The sequence below is a fragment of the Paraburkholderia kururiensis genome (genome assembly GCF_034424375.1).
GTDB classification, from domain to species: domain Bacteria; phylum Pseudomonadota; class Gammaproteobacteria; order Burkholderiales; family Burkholderiaceae; genus Paraburkholderia; species Paraburkholderia kururiensis_A.
Genome location: NZ_CP139965.1, coordinates 323,738 through 340,878 on the forward strand (window position 1 = coordinate 323,738; position 17,141 = coordinate 340,878).

Consider the following 17,141-nt stretch of genomic DNA (forward strand, 5'->3'; position numbering starts at 1 on the left):
TCTACACTGAAATGACGTCCTGAAAAAAACCGCCATGAGCGATACGGCCATCAGAATCGAAGCCGGCACACGTGCGCTGCGGACCGCCAGGCTTTCTGCACGCCTGAATGCCGTGCTGTGGCGGCTCGCGCCGTGGCTGTTGCCAGCCTCGCTGTTCGTGCTCTGGAGCGAAGGCAGCGCGCACGGCTGGATCGCGCCGCAGATCCTTCCCCCGCCCGAAGCCGTCTATCGGTCGTTGGCCGATCTCGCCGCCAGCGGGGACCTTTGGCGCAACACCCTCGTGAGTCTGCAGCGCGTGCTGCTGGGTTTCAGCGCTGGCGCGCTAACCGGTTTCGCGATCGGCGCGGCGCTCGGGCTTTCGCGCGGCCTGGAAGCCTGGATCCTGCCGGGCTTCAACGCCATCGTGCAGATTCCCGTGCTCGGCTGGCTGCCGTTTCTATTGCTGCTGGTCGGGGTTGGCGAGCCGCTCAAGTATCTCCTGATTGCTCATGCGGCGCTTGTGCCCGTCACATTGAGCACGTTGCAAGGCTTCCGCCAGGTGCCGGAGGCGCTCGACGAGGTGGCGCGCGTTTTCGGCTACGGGCGCTGGCAACGTATCGTGCATGTTGTTCTACCGGCCGCGGTACCCACGCTCGCAACCGGCGTACGGCTGGCCTTCACGAAGTCGTGGCTCGCGCTCGTGGTGGTGGAACTGGTGGCGTCGTCCGAAGGCCTGGGCTATCTGATCGTCTATGGGCGGCAACTATTTCAGCTCGATCTGGTTATGGCCGCGGTCGTGATCGTCGGGGCCGTCGGCTTTGTAATCAACCGGCTGCTCGACGCACTGGAGGCGCATCTGCGTCGTGGCCAACCTTCGGCGTTCCGCGAGTGAGCACCGTGCACTTCGCCCCCGGAGCCGCTCCGTCATGAACCCCCGTTCCGCACCCGCCAACGCTGCGCGCAAAGCCTATACCCCCGATCTGCGCGGGCTGGTGTTGCCGCTCATTGCCTGCGCGATCTGGTGGGTATTCGCCGCTCAGCGCGGGCCTCATAGCGGCCTGCTCGTGAGTCCCGCCCAGGTGCTGCATACCGCATGGGACCAGGTGTCGAGCGGCGCGCTCGTGCGAGCCCTCGGCGCTTCGCTTGCGCGCGAAGCCTGCGGCTTCCTGATCGGGACCGCAGGCGGACTGCTGCTCGGCGTGACGCTAGGGTTTTCACGCATCGCTGCGCGCGTCATCGGCCCGAGCTTCGATACCTTCAAGCAGATCTCGCTGTTCGCGTGGATTCCACTCATTTCCGTCTGGTTCGGGCTGGGCGACGCCGCCAAGGTGGTGTTTCTCTCGCTCGCGGCGCTGTTACCCGTGGCGGCGCACACCTGCGACGGCATTCATGCTGTGCCGCGCCAGTACGTGGAAGTTGCGCGTGCCTTGTGCTATACGCGCGGGCAACTGGCGCGGCATGTGATCTTGCCCGCCGCCCTGCCGTCGATATTCACGGGCCTCTATCTTGGGCTGATCTATTCGTGGCTCGCGACACTCGGCGCGGAATACCTGCTGGTCGCCGGCAGCGGTATCGGCAATACCCTCATCGACGGCAGCGAGCAGTTCCGTATGGATCTGGTCCTGTTTGGCATTGTGGTGGTGGGTGTGACGGGCTGGGCATTGAACGCCGCGGCGCGCGCGCTCGAACGCAAGATATTGGCGCGGCGCGGCGATGCGCGAGTCTGAATACGCTTCTGGGCTCGCGCGCCACGAACCGTAATCATGGAATTCTTTCGGAGCCGGCACTATGCCCCCCACCAGCACACTGTCCGATTCACTCGATATCCAGCATGTCGGCAAGCGGTATGTTCAGCGCGACAGCGCGCTCACCATACTCGACGACATTTCCCTGCACGTACGCGCGGGGGAGTTCGTGAGCATCGTCGGACCGAGCGGCTGCGGTAAATCTACGCTGCTGCGGCTGATTGCAGGGCTCGACACCGACTATGTGGGCGAGATCCGTGCGGGCGCTGAAATGGTGCGCGGTACCTCGCTGGAACGCGGCATCGTCTTCCAGGATCACCGCCTGTTTCCGTGGCTTACGGTCGAGCAGAACGTGGCGACTGCGCTGCGCAACGCGAGGCTCAGCATGCGCGAGAAGCGCACGGCGGTTGCCGCGCATCTCGAACTGGTCGGCCTGAGCGATTTTGCGCAGTCATGGCCGCATCAGCTCTCGGGCGGCATGGCACAGCGCGTGGCGATCGCGCGCGGGCTCGTCAACCGGCCGCGTGTGCTGTTGCTGGATGAGCCCTTCGGTGCGCTCGACGCACAGACCCGCGCACGCATGCAAAACGAGTTGCAGCGGATCTGGGCGCAGGAGCGTATTACGATGATTCTGGTCACGCACGACGTGGAAGAAGCCATTTGGCTCAGTGATCGCGTCGTCACCCTCGATACCCGGCCGGGTCGCATCCGGCGCGTGGTGGACGTCGAGCTGCCGCGTCCGCGGCGCCGCGACTCGCCGGCGTTCGTTGGCCTGCGCCAGTCCGTGCTCGCCGATCTCGGCGATCCCGCCGACGTTGGTGACGAGACGCTCCTCGTCTCGCCTGCTGTCCCGGTCGATCAATGGAAACTCGCCTGGTAGAGCCAGATATTGGTCATTTCGTTTCGCTGCCTCGTTCGCGTGCAACGGCACGCGTCGACCTCACACCAAGGAGACTCACGATGTCCGATCTTCACGCAGGAATTACGTCTGCCGCATCCCATCATGGCCCCCACTCCGGGCGCGAAGCCGCACGTGCCGCCACGCCGCTGACGCTGCGCCGGGTAGCGGGACGCATCGGCGCGCAGATCGACGGGGTGCGGCTGGGTGCAACGCTGGATGACGCCACGTTCGCCGCGATCGAAGCCGCGCTGCTGGAACACAAGGTCCTGTTCTTTCGCGGCCAGCAGCATCTGGACGACGAAGCGCAGGAGGCCTTCGCGCGCCGCTTCGGCGAAGCCGTGGCCCATCCGACCGTACCCTCCGCAAGCGGTAGCCAGCGACTGCTCGAACTCGATTCGTTGCACGGTGCAAGGGCGAACTCCTGGCACACCGACGTGACCTTCGTCGACGCCTACCCGAAGGTCTCGATCCTGCGAGCTGTGGTGATCCCTCCTGTCGGCGGCGACACGGTCTGGGCCAATACCGCCGCCGCTTACGCGCATCTGCCCGAGCCATTGCGCGCGCTGGCCGATACGCTGTGGGCGTTGCACACCAACGCCTACGATTACGCGTCTTCTCACGCTCACGCCGACGACGCGCAGCTCAAGCGCTACCGCGAGGTCTTCACCTCGATTGTGTACGAAACCGAGCACCCCGTCGTGCGCGTGCATCCGCAAACGGGCGAGCGCACGCTCGTACTCGGCCATTTCGTGCAGCGATTCAAGGGACTTTCTGCGCAGGATTCGACGCGCCTGCTGCAGTCGTTCCACGAGCATGTCACGCAACTGGAGAATACTGTGCGCTGGAGCTGGCAAGAGGGCGATGTCGCGATCTGGGACAATCGCGCCACACAACACTATGCGATCAACGACTATGGCGATGCGCGCCGGATCGTACGGCGCGCCACCGTGCAGGGGGACGTGCCGGTAAGCATCGACGGCCGCCGCAGCGTCGCCCTCAAGGGGCCGAACGTCGCGCTGCAATGACCGACGAACCCTGAAAAGCGCTCACTGCTGCGTCGACACCGGCGCGGCGCCTGCGTCGGGCCGCCTGGCGCGCCCCGACGCAGACCTTGTGAACTCAATGCTCGATGCAGCCGTCGAGACGGTCGCATCTGGAAATGACCGGCCTATCGTGCACGCTGAACGCGGCGCGCACTATCGTTGGTCAGACTGAATCTTCCGTATCGCCAGCGCAAAGCTGGTTCGTTCGATGTCACGCAAAGGGTACTCACCGGACAATGCGGCGTGCGAGGGCTTCTTTGGCCGGTTGAAGAGCGAGCTGTCGTATCCACGGAATTGGCAATCGACAACGATTGAGCAGTTCATTGGTGGGCTGGACGCCTATATCCGGGGGTACCACGAAAAGCAGATCAAAATCTCGCTGGGGCGCAACACTAACCGGCGTTGAATTCGCCACGCCCGGCCAGCCCCGCATCAGGGAAAATCGTACTGGTTTATCCCACAGCCCGATTTTGCGCGACTCACCTGCAAGTGATTCCGCGCCAGCGTCGCTCTATTGAATACCGCTTTATCACCACTATTGCCGTCGAATTCGACAAGCTTGTCAGGAGACGATTAAAAGCCGCTCTCTGGGCCCGAGAATACCGTACGCCGCCCCGTATCCATCAGATAAGCATGTGAGGGAATTTTCTTGGACACGGTGATGCGCGCTCAATAACATACCGACCGTACTGTATGTTGCCCTAGCGCTTTTTGAACGTCCGCGATGCACCGCCGCTTCACGTGCGCCGCGTGACGTTCCCGTCCAGCACCATGAATAACGCCGCTCCGAGTATCACACCACGCGCCACGCGCACGCAACACGAACGCAGCACGGCGGCGCGCGGTGCGCTCATCAACGCCACGCTCGCCTGCCTCGCAGAAGTCGGTCTCGCCAAGGCGTCGATCAGCGAAATCTGCCAGCGCGCGGGCCTTTCGCGCGGCGCCCTGCTTCATCACTTTCCCCACAAGAACGAACTGCTGGTGGCTGCATACGTGGCGTGGATCAGCGGCAAACTCGACGCACTCGAACAGCGCATCGAAACTGGCGCCAGCGTGCGCGATGAAGTCCGCGTCTGGCGCGCACAAATGCGCGAGACGTTTCCGATGACGCAGGAGTTCTACGGCGCGCTGCGCAGCGACGCCGATCTGCGCGAGCGCTTCAACGCGGCGCTGCTCACGCATTCGATCGGCGACGACATGAGCCACCATCCGGCCAATACGCGCATTGACCAGTCGCCGGTGCCGTGGCTCACGCGTTACGTGATCGCGTGTTTCATTCGCGGACTGTGCCTGCAGGAGCTCTTCGTACGCGATGCGTCGGTTCCCGACCAGGCTTTCGAGCACTTCATCGAAATGCTGAGCACGCACATAGAAGGCCCGCTCGCGCTCAAGCCTTTGCCTATGCCCTGATACCCGATCGCGTTTGACCTTCTCGCCAAGGTATGCCTGACTGACATCAATATTAATATATCGGACTACTACATATGATAAGAAGCATATTCCATTTGCGAGTAATTCCGGCGTTGCTGATCGGCGCAGGCACGCTGACCACGAGCCTCGCTTACGCCGACGACACGTCTAGTTCCACACAGAGCCCGGCGAACGACGCCACGTCCGGTTCTGACAAAACCGGCGACAACAAGGTCCGCAGCCTCGCTACGGTGACGATCAACGGCACGCGCCAGCAGGCGCCCGAGGTGTCGAGCGGCGCACTTGGCACGCGTTCCGATCTGGAAACGCCGTTTTCGACGCGCGTGGTCACGCAGCAGGATCTCGAGGACCGTCAGGTGAAATCGCTTGGCAAGGTCTTCGCGGAAGACTCGGCGGTCATGTCGCTCGGTGACACCTATTCGTTCAACGCCTATTCGATCAACGTCCGCGGTATTCCGCTCGACGACTACAACGGCTACAAGATCAACGGCCTGCCGTTCTATATGACGACGGTCGAATTGCCGGTCGAATCGTTCGAATCGATTCAATTGCTCAAGGGTGCATCGGGCTTCATGTACGGCTTCGGCGCGCCCGGCGGCATCATCAATTTCGTAACCAAGAAGCCGACCGATACATTCACGTTCAGCGCCGACGTGGGCTATAGCTCGGACTCCGTGTTCAGCCAGCACATCGACACGGGCGGCCGCTTTGGTCCGGACAGCATGTTCGGCTATCGCTTCAACATCACGCACGAACAGGGCGACACGTATAACGACGCGCACGTGCTGCGCAATTCGGAGTCGCTGTCGCTCGACGCGCGGCTCACGCGCTCGCTCACGTGGACCTTCGACGGCCTCTATCAGTCGCGCAAGGTCGACGGCGGCATTCAGGACGTCATGCTCAGCGACTACACCGGCACGGGCCTGCCGCGCGCGCCGAGCGGACGCACGAATCTCTCCGCTTACGGCGACACGTTCTTCAATTCGAACGTGTATTTCGTCGGCAGTGGCCTGCACTGGCAGATCGATCCGGTCTGGAAGGCGAGCATCGACTATAGCCACAGTAAGGACGAGCGTAATTATTCCGGCCAGTGGCTCGACCTGCTCGACGAGCAAGGCGACTTCAATACCTATCTGAACCGTTCGCGCGGATCGTCGATTTATGACGTCGTCCAGGCGACGCTCGAAGGCAAGTTCTCGACGGGCCCGGTCGATCATCAGGTGGGGCTGGGCGCCTCCGAGCAATGGCTCTCGAAAAAGACTGTGCCTCACTATCTCTATACGGATATCGGCTCGAACAATCTTTACGACACGATTACACAGCACACATGGGACGGCACTTACGATTACAGCCAGCAGTACAACAATTTCAACTCGCAGCAGAAGTCGATTTTCGCGAGCGATACGCTGAGCGTCCTGAAATACTGGTCGATTCTCGCAGGCATTCGCTATACGAGCTATCACCAGACGTCGTGGACGTCGCCGTCCGCGTCACCGGTCAGCTACACGCAGAATCCGGTCACGCCCACGCTCGCGCTGATGTTCCGTCCGCGCAGCGATCTGCTGTTCTACGCGAGCTACGTGGAAGCGCTCGAAGACGGCGGCACGGCAGCGCAAGGCTACGCGAACGCGAACCAGGTGCTCGATCCGATCAAGAGCAAGCAGTATGAAGTGGGCGTGAAATACGACGGCCGCCATGTGGGCGCGTCGGCGGCGCTGTTCCGCATCGAGCGCGGCGCGGAGTACGGCAATGCGCAGAACGTCTACGTTTCGAACGGCAAGGAACGCATCAACGGACTCGAACTCGACGGTCACGTCGATCTGCCCGCGGGCTTCCGCGTGGCAGCGAGCACCGCGTGGGAAGCGGGCACGTATAGCGAAACCGAGGCCGATCTGATCGGCAAGCGCATCGAGGGCATTCCGCGCTGGCAGGCCACGCTGCAGATCAGCGATCGCATTCCGGGCGTGACGGGCCTCACCGCAAACGCGGAAGTGCACTACTACGGCAGCATGATGGCCGATGCGAACAACAACTACGTGCTGCCGAGCTTCACGCTCGTCAATGCGGGGCTGAGCTATCGCACGACGGTGGCCGGGCATGGCGTGACGCTGCGTGCCGAAGTCGACAACCTCTTCAACCGGCATTACTGGGGCTTCCTCCAGTCCGATTATATGTTCGTCGGCGCGCCGCGCACGCTCGCGCTCAACGCGCGCTTCGATCTGTGAGCGCCGCCCTGCTCTCGTCCGGCGGCGACGCGCTGCACGCACGGCGTTTCGCCGTGTATCGCGCTCTCCTTGCCGACGCCGGACGTGGTGCCGCGCGCGAAGTTCGCGTGTTCGCGGCGGACGAGGTTCGGGAAAAGGCGTATGAAGCGCGGCCCGTTTCGGCGCGCGGTGTGGTGCGGTGCGCGCTCGCAGTCACGCTGCTGCACGTGGCGCTGATTGCCGCGTGGCGGCATGCCGGGCCCGCTGCGCCCGCACCGGTCGTCACGCCGCCGATCGCCTTGCAGATGGACGCGCCACCGAAGGCGCTGCCGCAGGCGCCGAAGGCCTCGCCGACCCCACCCGTTACGCCGCCCAAGCCGTTGCCGCAGCGCGCGCACGCGCATCCGGCGCGGCCACGCCCTGCTCCGGCGCCTTCACTCGCGCCCACGCCCGTGGCCGCGCCGCCCCAAAGCACACCGACGCCTGCGCCAGTTACCGCGCCAGTACAAACGCCCGCGCCCGCCGCGCCAGAAAAAACCACACTGCCCGACGGCAACGCCGACTACCTGCACAACCCGGCGCCCGACTATCCGCCCACGGCGCAGGACTACGGCTGGCAAGGCAAGGTCGTGCTGCACGTGCATGTGCGCGCCGACGGCTCTCCCGACACGATCGAGATCCGCCGTTCCAGCGGACATCGCGTGCTCGACGAAGCCGGCATCGCCGCCGTGCGCCACTGGAGTTTCGTCCCCGCCAAACGCGGCGCCACGCCGATCGACGGTTGGGTCGACGTGCCGCTCAATTTCCAGCTCGACTGACCGCATCGACTGAACCACGAGGACCTCCCCATGAATTCGCTTCCCCTCAACCTCATCGTGCAAAGCGCTCTCTGGGCGCTCGGCCTGTTCTCCATCGCGACGTGGACGCTGATCGTCCTGAAAGCCGTGCAGCAGATCCGCGCCGCGCGCGCTGACCGCGAGGCCGGCGCTGCGCTCGAAGGCGTCCGCTCGCTCGCCGCCATCTCCGCGATCGAATTGCCCGACGGTCCGAAGGCCCGCCTGACGGCCGCGGCGCTCGACGCACTCGAGACAGCACGCGCCTACGACAGCGACAGCGCCGAATCGCTCTGGAGCCGCCAGGACACGCTCGAACGTCAGCTCACGCGCCAGATCGCGCACGAGCGCCGCCGCCTTGAATACGCGCTCGCGTGGCTCGCTTCGGTGGGCAGCGTCGCGCCCTTCGTCGGCCTGTTCGGCACGGTGTTCGGCATCATCCACGCGCTGGAGTCGATCGCGCACGCCGCCTCGGCCAGCATCGACGTGGTCGCCGGACCGATCGGCGAAGCGCTCGTGGCCACCGGTATCGGCATTGCCGTGGCCGTGCCCGCCGTGCTCGCGTACAACCTGTTCGTGCGCGGCGTGAAAGGCATCGTCGCGCGTCTCGACGATCACGCAGGCAACCTCTACGCGCTCGCGCAACGCCAGCAATTCCGCTTCGAGCCGTCGCTAGCGGCCGCGCATGCCGTTCGCGCCGATGCGGCGCGGCCCGCTTCCGCCCGCGCCGGGGAGGTCGCTGCCTGATGGCCTTCTCCTCCTCGAACCAGGACGACGACGTCCTCAGCGAAATCAATATCACGCCGCTCGTCGATGTGATGCTCGTGTTGCTGGTGGCGTTCATCGTCACCGCGCCGCTGCTCAACAAGGCGATTCACGTGAATCTGCCGAAGACCGAGGCCACTGCTTCTGTCGATCCGAAAAAGCCGCTCACCGTGAGCGTGGACGAAGCTGGCCTCGTGTACTTCGACAAGCAGCCCGTGCCGCTCGCGCAGGTCGAAGGTCTGCTCGAACAGCGCAAGCAGCGGGACGCCGATCTCGCTGTCGCGTTGCAGGCCGATGAGCGTGTGCCCTACGGTCCCGTCGCGAAGGTGATGGGCGCGATCCAGCACGCGGGCATCGCGAAGCTGTCGCTCGTGACGCAGCCGCAGCCGTGATCGCGCCCCGGCAGTCAGGCAAACGGCGCGCGCGGTTTTGGACGCGCGTATGCGCGTTCGCGCTGGCGCAAGCGGCCGCAATGGCACACGCGACGACGCTCGACGCAAGCCGCACGACGCAAACTGCGCCCGATGCTCCGCCCAGGCAAACCACGCTCACGCTGTTCGACGACGCGCGGCCCGCGACCGTGCCCGCGCGCCTGCCCTATTCGGACGACGCGCCGTCGCGCGGCGGTACGCTGCGGCTCACCAACTACATCGACGCCACGCCCATCGTCACGTCGTACGACTCGCTCAATCCGTTCCTGTTGCGCGGCAACGCGGCACCGGCCGCGCCGATCCTCATGTTCGAGACGCTGATGCAACGCAGCCTCGACGACGTCAGCACGCAATATCCGCTGCTTGCCGACCGCGTGGCCATCGCACCGGACAGACTTTCCGCGACGTTCCATCTGAATCCCAGGGCGCGCTTTTCGAACGGCAAACCCGTGACCGCCGACGACGTGGTCTGGTCATTCGAATGCCTGAGCCACGCACCCACCTCACCGTTCTACAGCGGCCGCTACGCGTCGATCCGCGCGGCGCACGCGCTCGACGCGCACACCGTGCGCTTCGACTTCCGCGCGGCCGAGCGACGTGCCGTACTCGACGCGGGCGACCTCTACGTGTTCTCGCGCGACTGGGCGCGCACGCCCACGGGCGGCCAGCACAGCTTCGACCAGCTAGCGACCGTATCGCCCATCGCAAGCGGCCCTTATCTGATCGCCTCGCGCGCGAGCAACCGCGAGATCGTCTACCGGCGCGATCCGCATTACTGGGGCGCAGATCTGCCCGTGCGGCGCGGCATGTTCAACTTCGACACCGTGAGCTTTCGCCTCTATAGCGACGCCGCCGCGCCGCTCCAGGCATTTCGCGTGGGCGACATCGACGCGATGTTCGAAGGCAGCGCCGAGCAATGGACGCGCAATTACAGCGGCCCCGGTTTCGCCGCCGGCACGCTGCACAAGCAGGAATTCGCGGAGCAAGGCATCAGTGCCGCGCAGGGCCTCTTCTTCAACCTGCGCCGCAAGAAGTTCCAGGACCGGCGCGTACGCGAAGCCGTGGGTCTTGCACTCGACTACGAGTGGATCAACCGCAACATGTTTTTCGGCCAGTACGAGCGCAGTCAAGGCTTTTTCGACGACAGCGAGTTCGCCGCGCGCGGCGCGCCCGGCGCGGACGAACTCGCGTTGCTCGAACCGCTGCGCGCGAACCTGCCGCCCGAGGTATTCGGCGACGTGCCGCCGCAGCCACAGACTACGGGGAGAAATGGCCTGCGCCGCAATCTCGCGCGCGCCGAAGCATTGCTCGAAAGCGCGGGCTGGCATTACCGCGATGGCGTGCTGCGCGACACATCGGGCGTGCCGTTCACGATCGAACTGCTCGACGACGGCACCGGCATGCAGCGCATTCTGATGATCATCGTGCGCAACCTGAGAATGCTCGGCATCGACGCGCGCCTGCGCATCATGGACCAGACAGTCATCAACGAGCGGCTCAAGCATTTCGACTTCGACATGACCACGCTCGGCTACCGCGCGGCGAGCGTGCCCGGCGGCGAACTCGCGCGGCGCTTCGGCAGCGAGGCCGCGCACACGCCAGGTTCGGAAAACTATGCCGGGGTGGCCTCACCCGCGGTCGATGCGCTGATTGCCGAGGTACAGCACGCGCAGAGCGAACACGCACTGGTGGCGGCGTCACGCGCACTCGATCGGGTGCTTCGCTGCGAACGCATCATGGTGCCGGAGTGGCACATCACGCACGCGCGCGTCGCGTGGAACCGCCGCATCGCACCGCCAGCGCGGGTGCCGAAGCAATATCCGTGGATGGACTGGGTGATCGGCTGGTGGCACGCCGAGCCGCAGAACGCACACGCGCAACGACAGGATTAAGCACGTCATGATCGCCTATATCGGCCGGCGCCTCGCGCTGATGATTCCCACGCTGCTCGGCGTGCTTACCGTCACCTTCGTCATCATGCAGTTCGTGCCCGGCGGTCCCGTCGAGCAGGTGATGGCGCGCCTGCAAGGCACATCCATTCATGGCGAGGGCGGCGGCGGCAACGGCGACTATCACGGCAACGAGGGCGTCGATCCAGCGCAGATCGCGGCCATCCGCCGCGAGTTCGGCTTCGACCAGCCGCCGCTCACGCGTTACGTGCGCATGCTCGCGCATTACGCGCGCTTCGACCTCGGCCAGTCGTTCTTTCAGCATCGCTCCGTGTGGGAACTGATTCGCAGCAAACTGCCCGTGACGGTCACGCTCGGCAGCTTCACGCTCGTGCTCACGTATCTGATTGCGGTGCCGCTCGGCATTGCGAAGGCGCTGCATCGCGGCACCGCGTTCGACTTTGCCACCAGCGCAGCGCTGCTGGCCGCCTACGCGATTCCCGGCTTCGTGCTCGGCGTGCTGCTGATGATGCTGTTCGGCGGCGATCTGTTCCTGCATGTCTTTCCGCTCGGCGGCTTCGGCTCGGAAGGTCACGACGCGCTACCGCTCACGCAGCGCGTGCTCGACCGGCTCTGGCATCTGGTGCTGCCGGTGACGGCTTCGGTGACGGGCAGTCTCGCCGTGGTTTCGCTGCTCACGCGCAATGCGTTTCTCGACGAACTCGCGCGCCAATACGTGCTGACCGCGCGCGCGAAAGGCGCGACGCGCAGCGCCGTGGTCTGGCGTCACGTGCTGCGCAACGCGCTGCTGCCGCTCGCCACCGGCCTGCCCGCCGCGTTCATCGCCGCCTATGTGAGCGGCAGTCTGCTGATCGAAACGCTGTTCTCGCTCGACGGCGTGGGCCGCCTTTCGTACGACGCCATCGTAGGCCGCGACTATCCGGTCGTGCTCGGCTCGCTGTTCGTGTTCACAGTGGTGAGTCTCGTCGCGCGGCTCGCGGGCGATCTCGCCTACGCGCTGATCGATCCGCGCATTCACTTCGGCGGCAACGGCCATTGACTTCGGGGTTCTGCATGGAAGCGATCACACCGCTGCGCAACGAGCCGCAGCAAGCGTCCGCCGATGAGATGCCCGCCGCGCCGGAACACGCGCCCATAGAATGCGCCGCTCCCGACGTTCCCGCTTCGACGGCATTCTGGCGACGCCTGCGCCGTCAACGGCTGGGCTGGGCGAGCCTGATCGTGTTCGCCATGCTGTTCGCCGCCAGCCTCTTTGCGGGCGCGATCAGCAACGACCGGCCGCTCGTCGTGCGCTATCACGGCCATTGGCTGTTTCCGGCGCTGCGCGTCTACGCCGATCGTGACTTCGGCGGCGCGCTGCCCACCGAGGCCGATTATCTCGATCCGTTCATTCGCGACCAGTTTTCGCGCGACGGCAATTTCGCGCTCTATGCGCCGTGCCCGTTCCGCTACGACACCGTGAACTACCACGACGCGCGCCCGTTTCCCGCGCCGCCATCGGCACTGAACTGGCTCGGCACCGACGCCTACGGCCGCGACGTATTCGCACGCGCGCTCTATGGCCTGCGCAGTTCCGTGCTGTTCGCGTTCGCGCTCACGCTCAGCGGCGCGCTGATCGGCGTGCTTGCGGGCGCGCTGCAGGGATATCACGCGGGCCGCGTCGATCTGCTCGGCCAGCGCCTGATCGAAATCTGGAACGCGCTGCCCGACCTGTATCTGCTGATCATTCTTTCGTCGATCTTCGAACCGAGCCTCGCGTTGCTGTTCGTGCTGCTCGCGGCGTTCGGCTGGATCACGCTCTCCGACTACGTACGCAGCGAGTTCCTGCAAAAGCGCGCGCTCGATTACGTGCGCGCCGCACGCACGCTCGGCCTCTCCGACTGGCAGATCATGTGGCGGCACATTTTGCCGAACAGTCTCACGCCCGTCATCACGTGGCTGCCGTTTCGCATGAGCGCGGCGATCCTGTCGCTCGCGAGCCTCGATTTCCTGGGACTGGGCGTGCCGCCGCCCGCGCCGAGCCTCGGCGAACTGCTCGCCGAAGGCAAGGACCATCTCAACGCGTGGTGGATTTCGTCGACCGCGATCGGCGCGCTGGTCGTCACGCTGCTGTTGCTCACGTTCATCGGCGACGCGTTGCGCGAGTCGCTGTCGCCGGATCGGCATCGCGCGCATGACAACACTCAGGAGCGCTCGTGACGAAGCCTGTTCTCGAAGTCAATGGACTCGGCATTCGCTTCGGATCACGAAGCATTGTGCATGATCTCGACCTGACGATCGCGGCCGGCGAACGCGTGGCGCTGGTCGGCGAATCGGGCTCGGGCAAGAGTCTCACGGCTCTCGCGCTGCTCGGTCTTGCCGACGCCGCCCAGGTGAGCGGCAGCGTGCGGCTCGCGGGCGAGGAACTGCTCGGCAAGAGCGAGGCGCAATGGCGCACCGTGCGGGGCCGCGACATCGCCATGGTGTTTCAGGAACCGATGACGGCGCTCAATCCGCTCTGGAGCATCGGGCGACAAATCGGCGAAAGCCTGCGTCTGCATGCGAACCTGCGCGGCACGGCCGCGCGCGAGCGCGCGATTGCGCTGCTGCGGCGCACCGGTATTGCCGAGGCCGAGTGCAAGGTCGATTGCTATGCGCACCAGTTGTCGGGCGGACAACGCCAGCGCGCGATGATCGCGATGGCGCTCGCCTGCAACCCGCGTCTCCTGATCGCCGACGAACCGACCACCGCGCTCGACGTGACCGTGCGCCGTCAGATCGTCGATCTGCTCATCGAGCTGCAGGAAGCCGACGCCGACGGACGCGGCCTCGCCGTGCTGCTCATCACACACGACCTGCATCTGGTGCGGCGCTTCGCGCATCGCGTGGCCGTGATGCAGCATGGCGCGATCGTCGAGCAAGGCGCGACCGAGGCGCTATTCGCGGCGCAGCGGCACCCTTACACGCGCAAGCTGTTCGACAGCGCGCCGCGCCGCACGCTCGCGCCAGTTTCCGACGACGCGCCGCGCGTACTCGCCGTCGACGGTCTGCGCGCCGGGTATCGCGCGCGCGTGCCGGGCTGGCGCGGCGTGCTGCGTGCGGGGACGAATACCGTGCTCGATGGCATCGACTTGCATCTGCGGGCGGGCGAAACTCTGGGCGTGCTCGGCGAGTCGGGTTGCGGAAAATCGACGCTCGCGGCGTCCATTGTCGGGCTGGTGCAGCCGGTGGCGGGCACGATCCGTTTCGCGGGACTCGACGGTCTCAATGACGAAGCGCAACCGCCGTCGCGGCACGCGCTGGCCGCGCACGTGCAGATGGTGTTTCAGGACCCGTTCGGCTCGCTCGCGCCGCGCCTGACCGTGGGCGAGATCGTCGGGGAAGGACTCGCGCTGCATCATCCGGATCTGCCCGCCCATGCGCGGCACGCGCGCGTGGCCGCGCTGCTCGCCGAAACCGGCCTGCCCGCCGACGCGGCCTCGCGCCTGCCCGCCGCGTTTTCGGGCGGCCAGCGCCAGCGCATCGCGATTGCACGCGCGCTCGCCGTCGATCCGCGCATTCTCGTGCTCGACGAACCGACCAGCGCGCTTGACGTGTCAATCCAGCAACAGATTCTCGCGCTACTCACCGCGCTGCAGCGTCGGCACGGCTTGAGCTACGTGTTCATCAGCCACGATATCGACGTGCTGCGCGCCGTATCGCACCGTCTCGTGGTCATATACCGCGGCAAGATCGTCGAGGCAGGCGAAACGCTCGCGATACTCGACGCACCCATGCATGCCTACACTCGCAAGCTCGTTAGCGCGGCGATTTGGAGTCCAATCACGTAGTCAGGAAATTGGACATGAAGAAGCGGTTCACCGAAGAGCAGATCATTGGCTTCCTGCGGGAGGCGGAGACAGGGATCCCGATCAAGGAGCTGTGCCGTCGGCATGGCTTTTCCGAGGCCAGCTACTACCTGTGGCGCAGCAAGTTCGGCGACGCGAGCGTGTCCGACGCCAAGCGCCTGAAGGAACTGGAGGCCGAGAACGCCCGGTTAAAGAAGCTGCTGGCCGAGTCATTGCTGGAAAACGAGGTGACGCGCGAGGCGTTACGAAAAAAGTGGTGAGCGCCCCCTCACGCCGAGAGGTGGTGCGCCATCTGATCGATCGAGGCCTGAGCGAACGCCGGGCCTTGCGGGTAATCGGCATGAGCGCCAGCGCGTTTCGCTACAAGCCGGCGCCGGACCGCAATCAGGCGCTACGCGCTGAGATCGTGGCATTGGCTCAACGGCATCGCCGTTACGGCTCAGGGATGATTTATCTGAAGCTGCGGCAGTCAGGCCAGTTGGTGAATCACAAGCGAGTCGAGCGGCTGTATGCGGAAGAGAAGTTGCAGGTGCGCCGCCGCAAGCGCAAGAAGGTGCCGGTCTCGGATCGCCAGCCACTGGGACGGCCGTCAGCCGCCAACCAGGTCTAGTCGATGGATTTCGTGTATGACCGGACGGCGGAAGGCAGCAGGAGTCGAACCTACAAGGGAACGGCTGACGTCCCCTACTGGGTTTGAAGCCCAGCCGCACCACCGGATACGGATGCCTTCCTTCGGAAAGAAACTGCAGGCAGCGGTGGCCGAATCCGGTTCGGGCACGGGCCGCATCCGGAATGCGGCACGCCTGCGAGCGGCGAATTATCGCATGCCGCCTGCGTGCGCGCCGCGAAAATGCGCGAGCCAAAAATAGAGGAACTGTCGCGCGCGTCGATTTAATCCCGGTCGGTCGTTACTCGCCGCTTGTCCGCATGCGCGGGAATAATCCGCGCACGCCAGCGGTATCACGGTCGGACGCCGCACACGCGGAACGTCTCCCTCAACCGGAAAGAACAGAGGAAGCGACGATGAACGACGACACAACGCCCGGCCGCGCGCTTGACCGCACGAGCGCGAACCCCGACGACGACCGCGGCACCTCGCACGACAATCTCACGCAGCGCGGCAAAGCGCGCCGGCGCGCGCTCACCTGCATGGCGTGGGCCGGCACGGGCGTGGTGTGGTCCCTGAGCGGCGGTGTGCCGCGAACGCTGGGCATCGTGGGCGACGCCTGGGGCGCCACATCGGACGAGCACGCCCTCACGTTCGTGCAGATCAGCGACAGCCATATCGGCTTCAACAAGCAGCCGAACCCCACGCCCGAGAAAACGCTTCAGGAAGCCGTCGACAAGATCAAGTCGTTGCCCCGTCCGCCCGCGTTCATGCTTCACACGGGGGACGTGAGCCATCTTTCGCGGCCTGTCGAATTCGATACGGCCGAGCAGATCGTGCGAGGCGCCGCGCTCGACGTGCACTACATTCCCGGAGAGCACGACGTGCTGATCGACGACGGTCAGCCGTTCTTCGAGCGCTTTTCGAAAGGCACCGGCGGCAAGGGCTGGTACAGCTTCGATCAAAACGGCGTCCACTTCGTCGCGCTCGTCAACGTGCTGAATTTGAAGAGCGGCGGTCTGGGTTCGCTCGGCGCGGAACAGCTCGCGTGGCTCGAACGCGATCTTCGCGGCAAGACGGGCAGCACGCCCGTCGTGGTGTTCACGCACATTCCGCTGTGGTCCCTTTACCCGGAATGGGGTTGGGGCACGGACGACAGCGCGCAAGCGCTCGGCTACCTCAAGCGCTTCGGTTCGGTCACGGTGCTCAACGGCCACATTCACCAGGTACTCCAGAAGGTGGAAGGCAACGTGAGTTTTCATTCGGCAATGTCCACGGCATTTCCTATCGCCGCGCCAGGCGTCGGCCCTGGGCCGGGTCCGATGAAGGTGCCCGAAGATCGTCTGCATGCGGTGCTCGGCGTGCGTACCGTGAACTTCGTGCCGGGGCGCACAGAACTCGCGCTGGTCGATTCGCCGCTCGGAGCGTGAGCGCGGCTCGCGTCGACGTCGTGTTGTCTTGAACG

Annotated in this window: 14 protein-coding genes, 1 tRNA gene and 2 pseudogenes; 16 read left to right on the forward strand and 1 reads right to left on the reverse strand. The window is 65.1% G+C overall.

Features of this window, described 5'->3' with window-relative positions:
• Positions 1-34: 34 nt before the first annotated feature.
• From U0042_RS01535 to U0042_RS01605, 15 genes and pseudogenes are all read left to right on the forward strand, one after another.
• Entirely contained in the window at positions 35-871 is an 837-nt protein-coding gene (locus U0042_RS01535; protein ID WP_114809562.1) for an ABC transporter permease, read from the forward strand.
• Positions 872-905: 34 nt separating this feature from the next.
• A complete protein-coding gene (locus tag U0042_RS01540) occupies positions 906-1,706 on the forward strand; it encodes an ABC transporter permease (protein WP_114809563.1) in 801 nt (266 codons plus the stop codon).
• A 61-nt stretch (positions 1,707-1,767) separates the two neighbouring features.
• Positions 1,768-2,604 carry an ABC transporter ATP-binding protein gene (locus U0042_RS01545; protein ID WP_114809564.1) on the forward strand — a complete coding sequence of 279 codons (837 nt, stop codon included), beginning with the start codon at positions 1,768-1,770 and terminating at the stop codon, positions 2,602-2,604.
• A gap of 80 nt (positions 2,605-2,684) precedes the next feature.
• Positions 2,685-3,650 carry a TauD/TfdA dioxygenase family protein gene (locus U0042_RS01550; RefSeq protein ID WP_114809565.1) on the forward strand — a complete coding sequence of 322 codons (966 nt, stop codon included), beginning with the start codon at positions 2,685-2,687 and terminating at the stop codon, positions 3,648-3,650.
• Positions 3,651-3,720: 70 nt separating this feature from the next.
• Positions 3,721-4,074: pseudogene (locus tag U0042_RS01555) on the forward strand (IS3 family transposase); the annotation flags it as partial.
• A gap of 365 nt (positions 4,075-4,439) precedes the next feature.
• Positions 4,440-5,078, forward strand: coding sequence for a TetR/AcrR family transcriptional regulator (locus tag U0042_RS01560; protein ID WP_114810026.1), 639 nt, complete (start codon positions 4,440-4,442; stop codon positions 5,076-5,078).
• Between the two features lie 95 nt (positions 5,079-5,173).
• Positions 5,174-7,324, forward strand: a complete 2,151-nt coding sequence (locus U0042_RS01565; RefSeq protein ID WP_232833245.1) for a TonB-dependent siderophore receptor — start codon at positions 5,174-5,176, stop codon at positions 7,322-7,324.
• Positions 7,321-8,121 (forward strand): energy transducer TonB, encoded by an 801-nt coding sequence (locus U0042_RS01570; RefSeq protein ID WP_232833246.1) that lies wholly within the window; start codon positions 7,321-7,323, stop codon positions 8,119-8,121. The genes U0042_RS01565 and U0042_RS01570 overlap by 4 nt, the downstream gene beginning before the upstream one ends.
• 30 nt (positions 8,122-8,151) lie before the next feature.
• Positions 8,152-8,883, forward strand: a complete 732-nt coding sequence (locus U0042_RS01575; protein ID WP_114809566.1) for a MotA/TolQ/ExbB proton channel family protein — start codon at positions 8,152-8,154, stop codon at positions 8,881-8,883.
• The gene (locus U0042_RS01580; protein WP_114809567.1) at positions 8,883-9,293 is read left to right on the forward strand and encodes an ExbD/TolR family protein; all 411 of its coding nucleotides are present in this window, start codon (positions 8,883-8,885) and stop codon (positions 9,291-9,293) included. Before U0042_RS01575 ends, U0042_RS01580 begins: the two co-directional genes overlap by 1 nt.
• Positions 9,294-9,373: 80 nt before the next feature.
• Positions 9,374-11,224 carry an extracellular solute-binding protein gene (locus U0042_RS01585; protein WP_232833247.1) on the forward strand — a complete coding sequence of 617 codons (1,851 nt, stop codon included), beginning with the start codon at positions 9,374-9,376 and terminating at the stop codon, positions 11,222-11,224.
• A gap of 7 nt (positions 11,225-11,231) precedes the next feature.
• The gene (locus U0042_RS01590) at positions 11,232-12,281 is read left to right on the forward strand and encodes an ABC transporter permease subunit (protein ID WP_114809569.1); all 1,050 of its coding nucleotides are present in this window, start codon (positions 11,232-11,234) and stop codon (positions 12,279-12,281) included.
• 14 nt (positions 12,282-12,295) lie between these two features.
• Positions 12,296-13,441 (forward strand): ABC transporter permease, encoded by a 1,146-nt coding sequence (locus U0042_RS01595; protein WP_327205026.1) that lies wholly within the window; start codon positions 12,296-12,298, stop codon positions 13,439-13,441.
• Positions 13,438-15,051 (forward strand): ABC transporter ATP-binding protein, encoded by a 1,614-nt coding sequence (locus U0042_RS01600; RefSeq protein WP_114809570.1) that lies wholly within the window; start codon positions 13,438-13,440, stop codon positions 15,049-15,051. The genes U0042_RS01595 and U0042_RS01600 overlap by 4 nt, the downstream gene beginning before the upstream one ends.
• Before the next feature lie 14 nt (positions 15,052-15,065).
• Positions 15,066-15,676, forward strand: a pseudogene (locus tag U0042_RS01605) (transposase); the annotation flags it as partial.
• A gap of 31 nt (positions 15,677-15,707) precedes the next feature.
• Here the strand turns inward: U0042_RS01605 and U0042_RS01610 are convergent.
• Positions 15,708-15,800, reverse strand: a tRNA-Sec gene (locus U0042_RS01610).
• Positions 15,801-16,092: 292 nt separating this feature from the next.
• Here U0042_RS01610 and U0042_RS01615 point away from each other — a divergent pair.
• Positions 16,093-17,106, forward strand: a complete 1,014-nt coding sequence (locus U0042_RS01615) for a metallophosphoesterase family protein (protein WP_114809571.1) — start codon at positions 16,093-16,095, stop codon at positions 17,104-17,106.
• Positions 17,107-17,141 lie beyond the last annotated feature (35 nt).

What these genes read in the sequence shown, in the direction of transcription:
- U0042_RS01545 (WP_114809564.1), top strand. Translation starts at nt 1,768, where the DNA reads ATGCCCCCCACCAGCACACTGTCCGATTCACTCGATATCCAGCATGTC.
- U0042_RS01615 (WP_114809571.1), top strand. Translation starts at nt 16,093, where the DNA reads ATGAACGACGACACAACGCCCGGCCGCGCGCTTGACCGCACGAGCGCG.
- U0042_RS01550 (WP_114809565.1), top strand. Translation starts at nt 2,685, where the DNA reads ATGTCCGATCTTCACGCAGGAATTACGTCTGCCGCATCCCATCATGGC.
- U0042_RS01595 (WP_327205026.1), top strand. Translation starts at nt 12,296, where the DNA reads ATGGAAGCGATCACACCGCTGCGCAACGAGCCGCAGCAAGCGTCCGCC.
- U0042_RS01540 (WP_114809563.1), top strand. Translation starts at nt 906, where the DNA reads ATGAACCCCCGTTCCGCACCCGCCAACGCTGCGCGCAAAGCCTATACC.
- U0042_RS01580 (WP_114809567.1), top strand. Translation starts at nt 8,883, where the DNA reads ATGGCCTTCTCCTCCTCGAACCAGGACGACGACGTCCTCAGCGAAATC.
- U0042_RS01590 (WP_114809569.1), top strand. Translation starts at nt 11,232, where the DNA reads ATGATCGCCTATATCGGCCGGCGCCTCGCGCTGATGATTCCCACGCTG.
- U0042_RS01535 (WP_114809562.1), top strand. Translation starts at nt 35, where the DNA reads ATGAGCGATACGGCCATCAGAATCGAAGCCGGCACACGTGCGCTGCGG.
- U0042_RS01585 (WP_232833247.1), top strand. Translation starts at nt 9,374, where the DNA reads ATGGCACACGCGACGACGCTCGACGCAAGCCGCACGACGCAAACTGCG.
- U0042_RS01575 (WP_114809566.1), top strand. Translation starts at nt 8,152, where the DNA reads ATGAATTCGCTTCCCCTCAACCTCATCGTGCAAAGCGCTCTCTGGGCG.
- U0042_RS01560 (WP_114810026.1), top strand. Translation starts at nt 4,440, where the DNA reads ATGAATAACGCCGCTCCGAGTATCACACCACGCGCCACGCGCACGCAA.